This is a genomic window from Cryobacterium sp. Hh7, assembly GCF_004403155.1.
Classification (GTDB): domain Bacteria; phylum Actinomycetota; class Actinomycetes; order Actinomycetales; family Microbacteriaceae; genus Cryobacterium; species Cryobacterium levicorallinum.
In genome coordinates this window covers 1-15,697 of the sequence record NZ_SOHG01000018.1, presented here as the reverse complement: position 1 = coordinate 15,697, position 15,697 = coordinate 1, and the positions used below count along the sequence as shown (strand labels likewise).

Annotated in this window: 15 protein-coding genes; 7 read left to right on the top strand and 8 right to left on the bottom strand. The window is 62.1% G+C overall.

All coding sequences use genetic code 11. From position 1 onward, the window contains the following. Positions 1–19 precede the first annotated feature (19 nt). The 6 genes from E3T43_RS06830 (at position 20) to E3T43_RS06805 (ending at position 7,904) form a co-directional block, all read left to right on the top strand. The gene (locus E3T43_RS06830; protein WP_134471819.1) at positions 20–2,329 is read left to right on the top strand and encodes a DUF6049 family protein; all 2,310 of its coding nucleotides are present in this window, start codon (positions 20–22) and stop codon (positions 2,327–2,329) included. Further along, entirely contained in the window at positions 2,322–3,950 is a 1,629-nt protein-coding gene (gene murJ / locus E3T43_RS06825; protein ID WP_134471818.1) for a murein biosynthesis integral membrane protein MurJ, read from the top strand. Before E3T43_RS06830 ends, murJ begins: the two co-directional genes overlap by 8 nt. A gap of 179 nt (positions 3,951–4,129) precedes the next feature. Then, positions 4,130–5,092 carry a thioredoxin-disulfide reductase gene (trxB, locus tag E3T43_RS06820; protein ID WP_134471817.1) on the top strand — a complete coding sequence of 321 codons (963 nt, stop codon included), beginning with the start codon at positions 4,130–4,132 and terminating at the stop codon, positions 5,090–5,092. A gap of 22 nt (positions 5,093–5,114) precedes the next feature. After that, positions 5,115–5,438: a thioredoxin gene (gene trxA, locus E3T43_RS06815; RefSeq protein WP_092448009.1), complete on the top strand. Its 324-nt coding sequence runs from the start codon at positions 5,115–5,117 to the stop codon at positions 5,436–5,438. Positions 5,439–5,540: 102 nt separating this feature from the next. Further along, positions 5,541–6,905 (top strand): PLP-dependent aminotransferase family protein, encoded by a 1,365-nt coding sequence (locus tag E3T43_RS06810; RefSeq protein WP_241978860.1) that lies wholly within the window; start codon positions 5,541–5,543, stop codon positions 6,903–6,905. Positions 6,906–6,947: 42 nt separating this feature from the next. Next, positions 6,948–7,904, top strand: a complete 957-nt coding sequence (locus tag E3T43_RS06805) for a D-alanine--D-alanine ligase (RefSeq protein ID WP_134471816.1) — start codon at positions 6,948–6,950, stop codon at positions 7,902–7,904. A gap of 663 nt (positions 7,905–8,567) precedes the next feature. Here the strand turns inward: E3T43_RS06805 and E3T43_RS06800 are convergent. From E3T43_RS06800 to rpmH, 8 genes are all read right to left on the bottom strand, one after another. Continuing rightward, the gene (locus E3T43_RS06800) at positions 8,568–9,518 is read right to left on the bottom strand and encodes a ParB/RepB/Spo0J family partition protein (RefSeq protein WP_166791252.1); all 951 of its coding nucleotides are present in this window, start codon (positions 9,516–9,518) and stop codon (positions 8,568–8,570) included. Further along, on the bottom strand, positions 9,518–10,489 hold the full coding sequence (locus E3T43_RS06795) for a ParA family protein (RefSeq protein ID WP_174844331.1): 972 nt from the start codon (positions 10,487–10,489) through the stop codon (positions 9,518–9,520). Before E3T43_RS06795 ends, E3T43_RS06800 begins: the two co-directional genes overlap by 1 nt. A 76-nt stretch (positions 10,490–10,565) precedes the next feature. After that, on the bottom strand, positions 10,566–11,231 hold the full coding sequence (gene rsmG, locus E3T43_RS06790) for a 16S rRNA (guanine(527)-N(7))-methyltransferase RsmG (protein WP_241978859.1): 666 nt from the start codon (positions 11,229–11,231) through the stop codon (positions 10,566–10,568). 42 nt (positions 11,232–11,273) lie between these two features. Then, positions 11,274–11,750, bottom strand: a complete 477-nt coding sequence (locus E3T43_RS06785; RefSeq protein ID WP_241978866.1) for a R3H domain-containing nucleic acid-binding protein — start codon at positions 11,748–11,750, stop codon at positions 11,274–11,276. A gap of 164 nt (positions 11,751–11,914) precedes the next feature. Further along, positions 11,915–12,898, bottom strand: a complete 984-nt coding sequence (gene yidC / locus E3T43_RS06780; protein ID WP_092448013.1) for a membrane protein insertase YidC — start codon at positions 12,896–12,898, stop codon at positions 11,915–11,917. A gap of 8 nt (positions 12,899–12,906) precedes the next feature. Further along, positions 12,907–13,218, bottom strand: a complete 312-nt coding sequence (yidD, locus tag E3T43_RS06775; protein WP_104132961.1) for a membrane protein insertion efficiency factor YidD — start codon at positions 13,216–13,218, stop codon at positions 12,907–12,909. After that, positions 13,215–13,601: a ribonuclease P protein component gene (rnpA, locus tag E3T43_RS06770; protein ID WP_134471813.1), complete on the bottom strand. Its 387-nt coding sequence runs from the start codon at positions 13,599–13,601 to the stop codon at positions 13,215–13,217. Before rnpA ends, yidD begins: the two co-directional genes overlap by 4 nt. A gap of 23 nt (positions 13,602–13,624) precedes the next feature. Then, a complete protein-coding gene (rpmH, locus tag E3T43_RS06765) occupies positions 13,625–13,762 on the bottom strand; it encodes a 50S ribosomal protein L34 (protein WP_010204566.1) in 138 nt (45 codons plus the stop codon). A gap of 420 nt (positions 13,763–14,182) precedes the next feature. Between rpmH and dnaA the strand changes: the two genes are divergently transcribed. Next, entirely contained in the window at positions 14,183–15,601 is a 1,419-nt protein-coding gene (gene dnaA / locus E3T43_RS06760; protein ID WP_134471812.1) for a chromosomal replication initiator protein DnaA, read from the top strand. Positions 15,602–15,697 lie beyond the last annotated feature (96 nt).

Genomic DNA, 15,697 nt, shown 5'->3' with positions numbered 1-15,697 from the left:
CACGCCGTAGAATCCCCCTATGGTGGCCGAGTCAGATTCCGCGCATCGGCCCGCGCTCCCGGCTGCCGCACGCACTGCCGTGCGCCCGGCCCAGCGCACCCGCAGGGCAGGGCGCTTGCGGCCGACGGCGGGGTTACTGGTGGGCATCCTCACCCTGGCCGCGCTGATTCTGACGCCAGTCAATGGGCTCTCTGCAGCCCAGGCCCAGGCTCCACGGACGGCGGTCGAAACCGCCACGACCGCCGCCGATTCGGTCGGGATCACCATATCCGGCACGAATTCCTCCGAGCTGTCGCCCGGCCAGGATCTGCTCCTGACGGTTGCCGTGCAGAACAATACCGATGCGGCGATTCCGATCGGCCGGGTCGATGTGTACCTCGCCGACCTCGCCCTCACGACCCGAGCGGCCCTCGAGTCCTGGCTCCGCCCGGACGCTGACGCCAATTCGGGCGATCAAATGCTGAGCGTGCCGACTACGCAAGCTATTCCGGCCGGTGCGAACACGAATCTGTCGATCACCGTTCCCGCTGCCTCCCTCCGCTTGACCGACCAGAACGCCTGGGGGGCGCGCGGTGTTGCGGCCATTCTCACGGTCGATGATGTTGTTCGCTCCGAGGGCCGGGGAACGTTTGTCTGGTCACCGGGCAGCGCCACCACCCCGGTCAGGCTGGCGTCGATCATGCCGATCACGACCCCGGAAAGCGCGACCGGCCTGATTACAGCCAAGGCGCTCGAGTCCTATACGAGTTCGGTCGGCCTGCTCTCACGCCAGCTCGATTCCGTGATCGACCTGCCAACGATGGCTATCGCCATCGACCCGCAGATCATCGCGTCCATTCGAGTTCTGGGCAGCAAAGCTCCCGCGTCCGCGGTGGCCTGGCTCGATCGCCTTGCCACGGCGAGCAACGACATTTTCCCGCTTGGCTACGCCGACGCCGATATCTCCCTGCAGGCCCAGGCCGGAGCGTCCACCCTGCGCGCACCGACGTCCTTCGCGCAGGCCATCGATCCGAGTTTGTTCGTTGTCCCCTCGAACACTCCCGTTCCTGAGACGACCAGCGACGTGCCGAGCGTCACCTCCGGCACATCCATTCAGACCACGCCGTCACCGACTCCGACGCCCGGCCCGACGGTGACGCCGGGCGAGACGGTCATTCCTACAACCAGTGACCTACTGGCCTGGAATTACACCAGCACGACGATCGGCTGGCCCAGCGCAGGCCAGGTCGCCAGCACCGACCTCGACGTGTTCGCCGCGAGTGGGCTGACCACCACCATCCTCTCCAGCGGAAATGTGGAGCAGTCCGACGTCTTCACCCCGAACACCGCGGTTACCCTCCCCACCGGGCTCGGCCTGGTCAGCGACAGCGCGCTGTCCTCGGCCATTCGTGCTGCCGCCGATGCCACGACCGACCATGACTGGCGGGTCAGCATGTCGGAAGCCGCCTCGCTGCTGGCAATCGTTTCGGCCGAGAACCCGAACTCGGCGCGCACGCTGCTGGCCACGTTTGATCGCAGCAGTCCGACCCCCGCCAACCGGGTCGAGCAAACCATGGCCGCCGTGGCCGGTCTTTCCTGGGCGGATGCCGTCTCCCTTCAGGCGGCGCAGGAGTCCACTCCGGCCACCACCGTGACGTTCCAGAACGAGGCAATCGACTCCGGCAGGGTCACGCTGGCCCGTTCCCTGCTCGACCGTGAGGGCGCGGTCGCTGACTTTGCCACGATCCTGGCCGATCCGATCGTGGTGACGGCCCCCCAGCGCCTCGACCTGCTGGCACTACTGGATACCTCATGGAACGTGCAGTCCTCGGCCTGGGCTGACCATGTCGCGGCCAGTCTGGCGTCATCCTTCGACCTCATGCATGCCGTCACCGTGACTACGCGCGGGCCGATCATCGTCGTCGGTAGCCAGGTCGACCTCCGCATCACCCTCAACAACGCCCTGGAACAGGCCGTGACCGTGCGCACCGAGGTCGTACCGTCGAATGGGCGCCTCGTTGTGGGCGACACACTCGAGACGATCATCCAGCCCAACTCCGCGCAGGCGGTGTCCGTGCCGTTGAGCGCTGCGGTCGGAAACGGTGACGTCGTTCTTCGGGTCACCCTGTTCACCCTGAACGGCACCCCCCTCGGCCAGCCCGCTCCCATCGACGTCACCGTGCGCGCCGACTGGGAAGGCGTCGGCGCGAGCATTTTTGCGATCCTGGTCGTGGGTTTCTTCGGATTCGGTATTTGGCGCAATATCATCAGCCGTCGGCGGGAACACTCCGCCGAAACATCCGCTGGTGAAAATGCGGCGGGGCAGCTGACGGTGACCCCCGATGTCTAACACGCCGACCAGCACGGGCGGCAGCATCGGCCGGGCCAGCGCCTTCCTGGCCTCCGGCACGATCGTGTCGCGCCTTCTCGGCTTCGTCAAGCTCATCGTGCTGGCCGGCATGATCGGCCAACTCGGCGATAGCGCCGATGCGTTCGCGCTGGCCAATCAGCTGCCCAACACCGTCTACGTCATCGTCGCCGGCGGAATCCTCACGGCTGTTCTGGTGCCGCAGATCGTGCGTGCCAGCCAGCACCGCGACGGCGGTACGGCCTACATCAACAAGCTCCTCACCCTTGCCCTGTCGATTCTCGCGGTGACGACGATCCTCGGCACGCTGTTCGCGCCGGCCATCACCGGATTCATTGGCATTAACCTGCCGGCCGACCAAAAGAACCTCGCCATCGCCTTCGCCTACTGGTGCCTGCCGCAAATGTTTTTTTATGGCCTGTACACGTTGCTCGGCGAGGTGCTCAACGCGCGCAGAATGTTCGGACCGTTCACCTGGGTTCCGGTGCTCAATAACGTCGTGGCGATCGCGGGCCTATTGGTGTTCGGCGCCATGTACGGTGCCGATGCCGCCGGCAACCGAGCGGCCGGTGAATTCACCCCTGCCATGATCGCGGTCCTGGCCGGCAGCGCCACCCTCGGCGTGATCGTGCAGGCCGTGGTGTTGTTCTACTTCTGGAAGCGCATCGGCCTGCGCTATCGCCCCGACTTTCACTTTCGCGGCGTCGGCCTCGGAGCCGCCGGCAAAATGGCCACCTGGACCTTCGGCATGCTGCTGCTGACCACCATCGCCGGGATCGTCGAGACGCAGGTCGTTTCGCTCGCCACCGGTGAGGCGTCCATTGCGGTGCTCGCCACCGCCTGGCTCATCTTCATGTTGCCGCACTCGGTGATCACCGTCTCCGTCGCCACCGCCTATTTCACCCGCATGAGCGAGCATGCTGCGCTGGAAAAGTTCGATCTGGTCAGAACGGATGCGTCCTCCGCGATCCGAGGCACCACCCTGATCATCGTGCTCGCGACGGCCGTGATCGCCGTGTGCGCGTATCCGTTCGCCGCGGTATTCGTGGCACCGTTCGAGCAGGTCCAGGGCATCGGAAACGTCATCATCGCCTTCATTCTCGGACTGATCGCATTCTGCATCCTGTTCGTGCTGCAGCGCACCTTCTACGCCCTCGGGGACACCCGTACGCCGTTCTTCTTCACTCTGTTCCAGGTGGTGCTGATTGTGCTCGGGGTCGCGGGCTGCGCGGGGCTGCCGGTGGAGTGGATCGCGGTCGGGATCGCCCTGGTCATCACCGTGTCCGGCGTGCTCCAGTGCCTGCTGGCCGCCGTACTGCTGCGGCGCCGCCTCGGCGGCATCGACGGCCGACGCATCCTGCGCAGCCTGGTGAAGTACCTCGCCGCGGCGATCATTCCGGTCGGCCTGGGAATCACACTGTTGTTCATTCTCGGCGGAAACGTCGAGGACGGTTTTGCCGTCGCGTCCCGACTGACCGCCATCCTCTCCATGCTCCTCATCGGGCTCGTCATGGCCGCGGCGTACTTCGGCTTGCTCCTGGTCATGCGCAGCGCCGAGCTGACGGCCTTTCTCGCGCCCCTGCAGCGGCGCCTGGGCTGGTAAGGCCTTCGGTCCGGACACACGGCTCAGCGCTCCCGTGAGCGCCTCAGGATAGTCTTCCGCCAGCTGAACACTGCCTCGCAAGCTGGGAGGGTGAGGAATAGCATCCGATTAGGATGTGTTGTATCGAAATGTGAGGCGGGATATCGCCCGTCTCGCCCCCCACTGCAAGGAGCGTGCGCGTGCGTCAGATCATCATCATCGGTTCAGGACCGGCCGGTTACACCGCGGCGATCTATGCCGCCAGAGCCAACCTCAAACCGCTTCTGATCGCCAGCTCCGTTGAGGCCGGCGGCGAATTGATGAACACGACCGATGTTGAAAACTTCCCGGGTTTCCCGGAGGGCGTGCAGGGCCCCGATTTGATGACCAAGATGCAGGAACAGGCCGAACGGTTCGGCACCGAGGTCGTCTACGACGACGTCGAGTCGGTCGACCTGTCCGGCCCGATCAAGACGGTCACCCTCGGCAATGGCGATGTTGAACAGGCGCTCACGGTCATTTTCGCTACCGGTTCCGCCTACCGCAAGCTCGGCCTCAGCGACGAAGAGCGTCTGTCCGGCCACGGCGTCTCCTGGTGCGCCACCTGCGACGGCTTCTTCTTCAAGGGCAAGGAAATCGCCGTCATCGGCGGCGGCGACTCGGCCATGGAAGAAGCAACGTTCCTGACCCGGTTCGCCTCCAAGGTGCACGTCATCCACCGCAAGGGTGAGTTGCGCGCCTCCAAGATCATGCAGGAGCGTGCCTTCGCCAACGACAAGATCGAGTTCATCTGGAACTCCGAAGTCGTCGGCATCACGGGCGCAGAGGCCGTCGATGGACTGACCCTGCGCGATACCGTCTCCGGTACCGAGACCAGCCTCCCGGTCGGCGGCGTGTTCGTGGCGATCGGCAACGACCCGCGCACCCACCTCGTGCACAAGCAGCTTGACCTCACCCCCGAGGGCACCATCGCCGTCGCAGGCCGGTCGTCACTGACCAGCCAGCCGGGCGTGTTCGCGGCCGGTGATGTCATCGACTCCAGCTACCGGCAGGCCATCACCGCAGCCGGCTCCGGCTGCGCGGCCGCTCTCGATGCCGAGCACTACCTCAGCACACTTTCCCAGAACCTGCTGGCCTCGGCCAGCGAACCCGAGCTCGTTTAATTTACCCAAGAAGGAGATACACATGACTGCACGCGCTGTAACAGAGGCCAACTTCGACCAGGAAGTCATCAACAACGAGAAGACCGTGCTGGTGGACTTCTGGGCCGAGTGGTGTGGCCCCTGCCGCGCCGTCAGCCCGATCCTCGACCAGATCGCGGCCGAGAACTCGGACAAGATCGACATCGTCAAGCTCAACGTCGACGAGCACCCGGCCCTGGCCGCCAAGTACCAGATCACCTCCATCCCCGCGATGAAGGTCTTCCAGAAGGGCGAGGTGGTCAAGACCGTCATCGGCGCCAAGCCGAAGCCCCAGCTGGAGAAGGACCTGGCCGATTACCTGGTCTAACTGATCCATTGCACTACCCGACCCGCCCGGTTTCGACCGGGCGGGTTTTTTTGTGCCCGGTGCCACCCCATACGATGAAGTGAACAGCAGAACGGATGTGACGTGACAAATCAGGGTTCCACTGACGTCAGCGCTGTGCAGTCAAGTACTGTACAGGCCGGAAACAACCTCGACCCGTGGTACCACCACTACGCCGAACGAGCCGCGGGCCTGAAGGCCTCCGAGGTCCGTGCTCTCTTCGCCGTGGCCTCCCGCCCCGAAGTGGTGTCGTTGGCCGGCGGCATGCCGTACGTTGCGGCACTGCCCGAGGACCTCGTCATCAACGCCATGGACCGGGTCATGCGCGAGAAGGGTGCCACAGCCTTACAATACGGCTCTGGTCAGGGAATTCCCTTATTGCGCGAGCAGATTCTCGACGTCATGGCGCTCGAAGGAATCAAGGCCAACGCCGATGATGTCGTCGTGACAACCGGCTCCCAGCACGCCCTCGAACTGGTCAGCAAACTGTTTCTCGACCCCGGCGATGTCGTCATCTCCGAGGGCCCGAGCTACGTCACCGCCATGGTGATCTTCAAGTCTTACCAGGCCGAGGTCGACCACGTTCCGATGGACGAAAACGGCCTCATCCCGGCCGCGCTGATCGAGCACATCGCTGCCCTCAGGGCTGCCGGGCGCACGATCAAATTTTTGTACACTATCCCAAGCTTTCACAACCCGGCCGGGGTCACCCTCAGCTGGGAACGCCGTCTGGAAATTCTCGAGATCTGCCGGTCGAACAACATCCTGGTCCTCGAGGACAATCCATATGGCCTGCTCTATTTCGACAAGCCAGCCCCGGATGCGATCCGCTCGCTCGAGCGCGACGGCGTCGTCTACCTGGGTACCTTCTCGAAAACCCTCGCCCCCGGCTTCCGGGTCGGCTGGGCGCTCGCCCCACACGCGATCCGCGAGAAACTCGTGCTCGCCAACGAAGCCGCCGTGCTCTCTCCCAGCTCGTTCACGCAGATGGTCATCTCGGAGTACCTCTCCACGGCCGATTGGAAGGGCCAGATCAACACCTTCCGCGGCGTGTACCACGAGCGCAAGAACGCCATGCTCTCGGCGCTCGACGAGTACCTTCCCGACCTCACCTGGACCAACCCCACCGGCGGCTTCTACGTCTGGGTCACCCTGCCCGAACAGCTCGATTCGAAAGCGATGCTGCCCCGCGCGGTGAAGGAACTCGTGGCCTACACGCCCGGAACAGCCTTCTACGGTAACGGTGATGGTCGCCAGAACATGCGGCTTGCCTTCTGTTATCCCACGCCGGACAACATTCGGGTGGGTGTCCGTCGTCTCGCCACGGTGATTCGCGGGGAACTCGACCTACTCGATACTTTCGCCGGAACGGGCGCGCTCGGCGCAGCACCCGACCGGCCCGGAGCCAGGAATCAGCGCTTCGCTGGCCCGCCGGCCAATATCTCCTAAATTCGCCACCTTACCCGTATTCAGCTAGGAAAAGTCCTGATCATGAGTGAATTCATCCCCCTGAAAATCACCATCCTGGCCGGTGGCATCTCGCACGAGCGCGACGTTTCACTCCGCTCGGGCCGAAGGGTGGCGGATGCCCTCACCGGCGAAGGTCACACGGTGACGGTGCTCGACCCCGGTGCCAACCTGCTCACGACCCTCACCGAACAAGCTCCCGACCTCATCTGGCCTACTCTGCATGGCGCCACCGGCGAGGATGGCGCCCTGCTCTCCCTGCTCGAAACAACCGGGATTCCTTTTCTCGGCTCCCGCGGGCCGGCCGCAGCCCTCGCCTGGAACAAGGCCACCGCCAAAGAACTCGTGCTGCGCGCCGGCTTTGCCACTCCCCCAGCCATAGCTCTCTCGACCGAGACCTTTCGGGATCTCGGCGCCACGAGCGTTCTCGAGCATCTGGTCAGCGCGATCGGCCTGCCCCTGGTTGTGAAACCAGCACAGGGCGGCTCCTCGCAGGGCGTCACGATCGTGCGTACGCCCGCTGATCTGCCCCGCGCCATGGTCGACGCGTACACCTACGCCGATACCGCCCTGGTCGAGGCGTACGTGGACGGCACCGAGGTCACCGTAGCTGTGATCGACTCCGGCGACGGCCCCACTGCACTGCCCATCGTGGAAATCGTGCCCGTCGACGGCGTTTACAGCTTTGAGGCACGCTACAACGCAGGCGAAACGGACTTCTACACCCCCGCTCGCCTCGCCGACGCGGTCTCGGCAGCCGTCTCCGACACCGCAGTGGCAATTCACACCCTGCTCGGCCTGCGCCACCTGAGCCGAGTCGACCTCATTGTCGACGCAGCGGGCACCCCCTGGTTCCTCGAGGCCAATGTTTTCCCCGGTCTGACCGAGACATCTCTGGTACCCCAAGCCATCGAGGCCGCCAAGCAGACCCTTGGCGGCACCTACTCGACCCTGGCCACCCACGCCCGCGCCTCCCAATAACCTCTCTCTCTCTCTCTCTCTCTCTCTCTCTCTCTCTTGCGTTTCACGTGAAACATCGCGGCAGCACCTTCCCCAGATCGTTTAGCTGAGGGCGATGGCGGTCTTGGAAGGCTCGACCGACGGGTTGGGCATTCGTGTACCTTCAGTCTGCCCAGCCTGCGGGACCGAGGCCACACTCCCGTGCAACCACCGTTGATTGAGCTTGCCGAGATCGCCATGCAGCAGCTTCACCGTGCCTACCGAATTCCGGGACACACACACGCGACACGCACGGCATCGGGCATGTTTCACGTGAAACTCCAGTGACCACCTTGGTGCAGGTTCATTCCCCGAAAGTGCAGGCGGAATCAGATCATGCGCCGTGTGCGAGTTTTCGGTGTTCGCGGGGAGTCTCCGCGCGCTTTTCGTGAAGACACTCCGCAAAGGCTGAATACTTCAGCTGAGGAGCGCGTTACCGTACACCGCAGACCAGACCGCCTTCATTGCAAAAAATGCCTTTGCACAGCCAGGATGTGATGTGATGTGATGTGATGATGTTTCACGTGAAACACCACAACCGAATTCCCGCAAACAACTCGCGCGATGCCAATTGCGGTGGCGGTGGCGGTGGAGGCAAAACCGACCAACGGATTGAGTACGTTTCACGTGAAACGTAGGCACGAGCTAGCTGGCGCTGAAGCCAGGCTCTCCCAAAACGGTCAGAATGCGATTTAGATCACCGATTGTCGCGAAATCTACTGTGATCTGGCCTTTTCGTGCGCCCAGATTGATCTTGACCCGGGTGTCGAGACGATCTCCGAGGTGTTCGGCGATCTCATCGAGGTGTCCCTGGCGCCGTCCAGGCAACGACTTCACAACAATTTTCTTGGGACCAGCGGACGCTGCCGCCTCCGCCGCACGAACCGAAAGGTCCTCTTCGACAATCTTGTCGGCCAGGCGCAGCATGCCGGCCGGGTCCCCGAGCGAGAGAATGGCGCGAGCGTGACCCGCCGATAGCACCCCCGCTGCGACACGCAACTGAACCGGTTCCGGCAGTTTGAGCAGTCGCAAAGTGTTGGTGATCTGCGGACGCGAGCGCCCGATCCGGCTCGCCAGTTCTTCCTGGGTAATGCCAAAATCCGCGAGCAACTGCTGATAAGCGGATGCTTCCTCGAGCGGATTCAGCTGCGCACGGTGCAGGTTCTCCAGGAGTGCGTCACGCAGCATGTCCACGTCGGCAGTGTCGCGAACGACGGCCGGGATAATATCCAGCCCAACTTCCTTGGTGGCGCGTAACCGGCGCTCACCCATGACGAGTTCATACTTGCCGGGCTCGTCGGGCAACGGGCGCACCACAATGGGCTGCAGCACCCCGACTTCGCGAATGCTGTGCACGAGTTCGGCGAGGTCATCCTCATCGAAGATGGTGCGCGGCTGGGCCCGGTTGGGAACGATATCCTGCGGGTTGAGGTGCGCGAGGCGCGCTCCGGGCACGGGAACCAGCGCGGGGGAGGCATCCGCTTCAACGGTCACGGCGCGGGGAAAGAAGACGTCGACCGGGCGCGGAGCCGAAGCGTCATCCTGCACCGGAATGAGTGCACCAATACCGCGGCCAAGCCCGGTTCTCTTTGCCATCAGTATTGCTCTCTCTTGTGGGGCTTTTCGTTCGATTGGGGCTGATCTGCGGTTCTCGGTGCCCCCCGATGGGCCATTTCTGCTGCCGCTTCGAGATAGGAGAGCGATCCTGCCGAGTTCAGGTCGTAGCTGACGACGCTCTGACCATAGCTCGGGGCCTCAGAAACCCGCACAGAGCGCGGAATTGCCGTATTAAGGACCTCTTTAGGGAAGTGATCACGCACTTCCTTGGCTACCTGGGTCGCCAGATTGGTACGGCTGTCGTACATGGTCAGGAGAATCGTCGACACGACCAGATCCGGGTTGAGGTGTTTCTCGATCAGCTTGATGTTTTTGAGCAGCTGGCTCAGCCCCTCGAGCGCGTAGTACTCACACTGAATGGGAATGAGCACTTCTCGCGCCGCGACAAACGCATTGATCGTCAGCAGTCCCAGGGACGGCGGGCAGTCAATGAAGACATAGTCGTAGGGCTCGGTCATTTCGGCGAGGTACAGGTCGAGAGCACGACGCAGGCGCTGTTCGCGCGCAACCAGGGAGACCAGTTCAATCTCGGCACCGGCCAGGTGAATCGTGGCCGGAACGCAGAACAGAGCACCGAATTCAGGGCTCTTCTGCACGACCTCGATCATGGGCATGTCGTTGATGATGACGTCGTAAACGCTGGGCGTTTCGGCTCGGTGCTCGACACCAAGGGCGGTTGAAGCATTGCCCTGCGGGTCGAGATCGATGACCAGCACCCGGGCTCCCTGACGCGCGAGGGCCGCGGCAAGGTTGACAGCGGTCGTGGTCTTGCCAACCCCACCCTTCTGATTGGAGATGGTCAGGACCCGGGTTTTCTCGGGTTTGGGCAGTTCGCCGGCAGCAATGACCTGGCGCCGGCGGGTCAGCTCAGCGATTTCGCGGGCGAGTGGCGGTGCAGCCTCGATCCCGGCCGCCTTGGCAACGCGCTGATCTTCAGCAGGATGTTTCACGTGAAACCTTTACGTTCGACGGTTGATGAGCCACCCGAAAGGGACCCCCGAACACCAATTCTTGCGGCATTCGGGACTAGTCCACTGTAGCCCGGATGACCCGGGTTACCTCCGGCAGCACGCCAGCACCAAGGGTAATGACCTCGACATCGCGCAGGCCGTACTTGCGAATGGCCTTCGCCGCGGCTTCAATTTCGCGCTGGGCGCCCTCGCCCTTCATGAGGATGAGCTCCCCGCCTGAGCGAACTAGGGGAGCAGTCAGTGGGATCAGCTTACCGAGAGCGCTCACGGCTCGTGCCGTGACCTGATCAAGCGGATGCTTCAGGCGCGCTTCCTCCGCACGCGCCCGCACTACAGTGACATTCTTCAAGCCGAGCACCGCCACCTGGTCATTCAGCCAGGCGACTCGCCGTTCCATCGGTTCGATCAGAACGAAGTTCACGTCGGGGCGAGCGATGGCCAGTACGAGGCCGGGGAGGCCGGAGCCGGAGCCAACGTCGCCCACAAGGCCGGGGCGCAGCAGGGGCGCTACGATCGCGCAATTAAGAATGTGACGCGACCACAACCGGGGGAGTTCAAGCGGGCCGATCAAGCCCAATATTTCTCCCTGATCAGCCAAATTACCCGTAAAAGCTCGGATCAGGTCGAGTTGGGCTCCGAACAAGTTCGCAGCTTCCGCCGGTTCCTTCTCGAGTTCAACGAGCTCAGGATCGGCAGTTCCCGGTGTGAGGGGTTCGGGCACGCGCGGTCCCGGTGTGGCTGACTCCGACATAACGGCCGGAATCTACGCTGCGGTAATGACGGTATGGCGGTCGCGGCCCTCACCGGACGACTCGGATCGGTATCCGCTCGTTGACACGATGTCGTGCACGAGTTTGCGCTCGTAAGAGGACATGGCAGGCAGGTCGGCCTCGGTCGCGCCGGCTTCGATGCGGGCAATGGCACGGGCAACGAGCGCCGCCAGCTCAGCTTCACGAGCCTCACGAGATCCGCCGATGTCGAGAATGAGACGGGAGAATGATCCCGTCTTGTTCTGCACCGCGAGGCGGGTCAGCTCCTGCAGCGCATTGACTGTTTCTGGCTTGGACAACACCCGCAGGTTGTCCGCGTCGGACGCCTTGACCGAGAGATAGGCCCGACCATTCCGAGCATCAATGTCGATGTCACCATCGAGGTCGCAGATATCAAGGAATTCCTCGATATAGTCCGCAGCGATGTCGCCCTCACGTTCGAGTTGATCGGTCGTGAGAGGAGTCTCGATGCTCGCGACGGAACCCGTTTCTGGAACGTCCGGGGACGGATCCGTTGCAGCAATTCCAGTGGGGAGCGCCGTGCTGTCGCCTTCGACAGCACCGTACGCCGTGATATCGACCTCAGCGCTGTTGACCTCGGTGAGGTCGATCTTTTCCGTCACGGTGATCTCCACTACTTTTTCGGGCCGGTTTGCTTCTTAGCGCGGGCCTTGCCGACCGGCTGCTGACGCTGTACCGGCTTGGCGGGCTCCTCAACCACAATGATGTCACCATCGGTCGCGATGAGCTTGCCCTTGCGGGCCATGCGTTCTTCGCGAGCCTTAGCGGCCTCACTGCCGGGCGTCGGCATGTTTCGGATCACCAGGAACTGCTGAATCATGGTCCAGAAGTTGGAGGTGAGCCAGTAGAACATGACGCCGAGCGGGAACGCGACACCGGAGAAGGCGAAGACGAGGGGGAGCAGGTAGAGCATGATGCGCTGCTGCTTGAACATGGGGCTCGCCTTGGTTTCCGGCGACATGTTCTTGGAGACGATCTGCAGCTGGGTGATGAACTGCGACGCGGTCATCAGCACGACCATGGTGGCCGCGATGATCATGACTGTGCCGTTGAAGGGGTCACCGGCAGTCCACAGCGACCACTGGGAGGCGAAGGTGTCGTGCAGGGGTGCATTCCCAAAGAGCGTGGCATTGCCGAAGCTCTCGGCGAGGCTCTGATTGAGCGGGCCGACGCCGGCCTTGGCGCGCTGGGCGTCGTTGAGCACCGAGAACAGTGCGAAGAAGATTGGCATCTGTAGCAACAGCGGCAGGCAAGAGCTCAGCGGGTTGGTACCCGTCTTCTTGTACATCGCCATGGTCTCGCGGGACATTGCCTCACGCGAGAACTGGTCTTTCTTGCCCTTGTACTTGTCCTGGATCTTCTTGAGTTGTGGGGCAACCTCGAGCATCTTGCGCTGGCTCTTGATCTGCCGCACGAAGATGGGAATGAGGGCGGCACGCACGACCAGAACGAGGCCGACGATGGACAGCACCCACGTGAGACCGTCGTCGTAGCCCAGTCCCGCGATTCCGATCTGGGAAAACAGCCAGTGGAAGGCTACAAGCAGCAGCTCGACCACCCATTTCAGAGGCCAGAGGATCGTACCTATGAGGTCCATACTGTGGGTTAGCCCTTTCCGTGGCTGGGTGCAACGACAAAACCGAACGACGTCAAACGAAAGCGACGCGTGCTTTTGAGAGGTACATCATCGATGCCGCCTTCAGACCACGGATGACAATGGCTCAGTCTCCGTGCAGCGAGGACGCTTCCCCACGCTAGTCCGTGTTCCTGAACGGCCCCCAGTGCGTAGGCCGAGCAAGACGGGTAAAACCGGCACACATCCCCGTAGAGGGGCGAAATCACGGCGCGATACACGCGAAGAATCAGCACGCCCACATTGCGCGGGAGCAGAATAATCGTCGCGAGTACGGGGTTCATCGGCCCGGGCTGCCTTTTCGCATTGGGAGGGGGCGAGACAGGGAACGTTGAACCTCGTCGTGCAGCGTCTGCCACGCGGCGTCGCGCGCCGTCGGCAAAGCACGGATGACGACATCCGTTCCCGGCGTCACCGCGGGGAGCAGCTCGAACGTGACCGCCTTGAGGCGGCGGCGAACGAGATTGCGCCTCACGGCGTCACCCACATTCTTAGCGACGATGAATCCGAAGCGAACCGGGCCGACAGCATCCGTTTGAGCGGAACCGGGCCGACCGTCACTTTTGCGTATGTACAAAACGGTGTGCGCACCAACGATCCGCACACCGCGCCGAACCACGCCCTGGTAATCACTGCCGCTCGTGATGCGATTTACGTGAGCGAGCACGAGAACCTGGCGACCACGAGAACTTACGCGGAGAGTTCGGTGCGACCCTTGCGACGGCGAGCACCGAGAATGGCGCGGCCCGCACGGGTGCGCATGCGCAGGCGGAAGCCGTGCACCTTGGCGCGACGGCGGTTGTTCGGCTGGAAGGTTCTCTTGCTCATAGTTCAATCTCCACGTATTTGAATCACCGCTGGCCAATTTCCCCTCGGCCAGAACAGCGGCGCGCACAGAAGTTGGAAGCCCGCGGGATGGGGTCAACTGATTAAAACTACGGCCTCGGTAACGTCTGGTCAAACTCAGCGCCCGAATCGAGTGATTCTCCACAATAATGACTCCAACGCAGAAACCGAACGTTCGGGCGCAGGAACTGCAAAATTAGCCTCCACGACCGGGATTGACTACCGTAAAGACAAGTTATCCACAGGCAGGTGCCCTAAACCTGAGAATTCGACCGGTTTTATACACAAGCGGTGGATAACTTTGATCCAGTCCTGACGAACGTACCGGTACCACCCGAACGAAGGTGCGCCGGTCTTCACAGTTGAACAGAGTTATTTCGAACCACACAGATTGTAGGAACCATGGCAGACGTTGAAGCGCCGATAGCCGAAACTTGGCGGTCCGTCCTGACCACCCTGGAGTCCGACGCCACGATTACGCCCATGCTTTACGGCTTTCTCAGTCTGGTCGAGCCGAAAGGTATCGCCGCTGGCACCTTCTATCTTGAGGTACCCAACGAGTTCACGGCCAGCATGCTCAATCAGCGAATGCGGGTTCCGCTGCTCACCGCAATGGGTCAGCTCGATGAGGCCACCGCGGTGTCCACCTTCTACGTCGTCGTGAATCCCGAACTCGAGCAGGAGTCGTTGCGCCCGGTTCAGCAGACAATGACCCCGCCCGACGTCATTACGCCGGCACCGCCGCAATCGGTGTTCGAGAGTGCCGCCCCCGCGGGGCCGCACGAGACGCGACTCAACCCCAAATACAGTTTTGACAATTTCGTCATCGGGCAATCCAACCGCTTCGCTCACGCGGCCGCTGTTGCCGTGGCCGAAGCGCCGGCCAAGGCCTACAACCCGCTCTTCATCTACGGGTCGTCCGGGCTGGGCAAGACCCACCTTTTGCACGCGATCGGTCACTACGCCATGAGCCTGTATCCGGGCATTCGGGTACGTTATGTCAGTTCCGAAGAGTTCACCAACGATTTCATCAATTCCATCGCCAACAACCGTGGCTCAGCTTTTCAGGCTCGGTACCGCAATATCGACATTTTGATGATTGACGACATCCAATTTCTGCAGAACAAGGCGGAGACCCAGGAAGCCTTCTTCCATACTTTCAACACCCTGCACGACCACAACAAGCAGGTGGTCATCACAAGTGACCTGCCGCCAAAACACCTCACCGGTTTTGAAGACCGAATGCGCAGCCGCTTCGAGTGGGGTTTGATAACGGATGTCCAGGCTCCCGACCTCGAGACCCGCATCGCCATTCTGCGAAAAAAGGCCCAGAGCGAGAAGCTGCAGGTGCCCCACGACATTCTGGAGTTCATGGCGTCGAAGGTATCGTCCAACATTCGCGAACTGGAGGGAACACTGATTCGGGTCACTGCCTTCGCAAGTCTGAACAAGACTCCGGTCGACATGGACCTCGTTCAAACGGTGTTGAAGGACCTCATCACCCTGGACGAAGACAACGTCATTGCTCCGGTCGACATCATCACCAACACGGCTAATTACTTCAAGCTCTCGGTCGATGACCTGTACGGGTCGAGTCGCTCGCAGGCCATCGCCACGGCCCGCCAAATCGCCATGTATCTGTGTCGTGAGCTCACGAATCTGTCGCTGCCCAAGATTGGGCAGCTGTTCGGCAATCGAGACCATACGACAGTGATGTACGCCAATAAGAAGATCAGTGAGCTCATGAAGGAGCGACGGTCGATTTACAATCAGGTCACTGAACTGACCAATCGCATCAAGCAGGATCACCGGTACAAGTAAGCCTGAATCCACCGGTTGACCTTGAGGTTTTGACGGCGCGTTAAACCGAGAATGCCCCTCTGACCAGCTAAAATAGTTGTTATCTAGACAAGCTAT

Excerpts from the sequence above, each read along its gene's own strand:
- E3T43_RS06830 (WP_134471819.1), top strand. The coding sequence starts at position 20 with ATGGTGGCCGAGTCAGATTCCGCGCATCGGCCCGCGCTCCCGGCTGCC.
- murJ (WP_134471818.1), top strand. The coding sequence starts at position 2,322 with ATGTCTAACACGCCGACCAGCACGGGCGGCAGCATCGGCCGGGCCAGC.
- trxA (WP_092448009.1), top strand. The coding sequence starts at position 5,115 with ATGACTGCACGCGCTGTAACAGAGGCCAACTTCGACCAGGAAGTCATC.
- E3T43_RS06805 (WP_134471816.1), top strand. The coding sequence starts at position 6,948 with ATGAGTGAATTCATCCCCCTGAAAATCACCATCCTGGCCGGTGGCATC.
- E3T43_RS06800 (WP_166791252.1), bottom strand. The coding sequence starts at position 9,518 with ATGGCAAAGAGAACCGGGCTTGGCCGCGGTATTGGTGCACTCATTCCG.
- yidC (WP_092448013.1), bottom strand. The coding sequence starts at position 12,898 with ATGGACCTCATAGGTACGATCCTCTGGCCTCTGAAATGGGTGGTCGAG.
- yidD (WP_104132961.1), bottom strand. The coding sequence starts at position 13,218 with ATGAACCCCGTACTCGCGACGATTATTCTGCTCCCGCGCAATGTGGGC.
- rpmH (WP_010204566.1), bottom strand. The coding sequence starts at position 13,762 with ATGAGCAAGAGAACCTTCCAGCCGAACAACCGCCGTCGCGCCAAGGTG.
- dnaA (WP_134471812.1), top strand. The coding sequence starts at position 14,183 with ATGGCAGACGTTGAAGCGCCGATAGCCGAAACTTGGCGGTCCGTCCTG.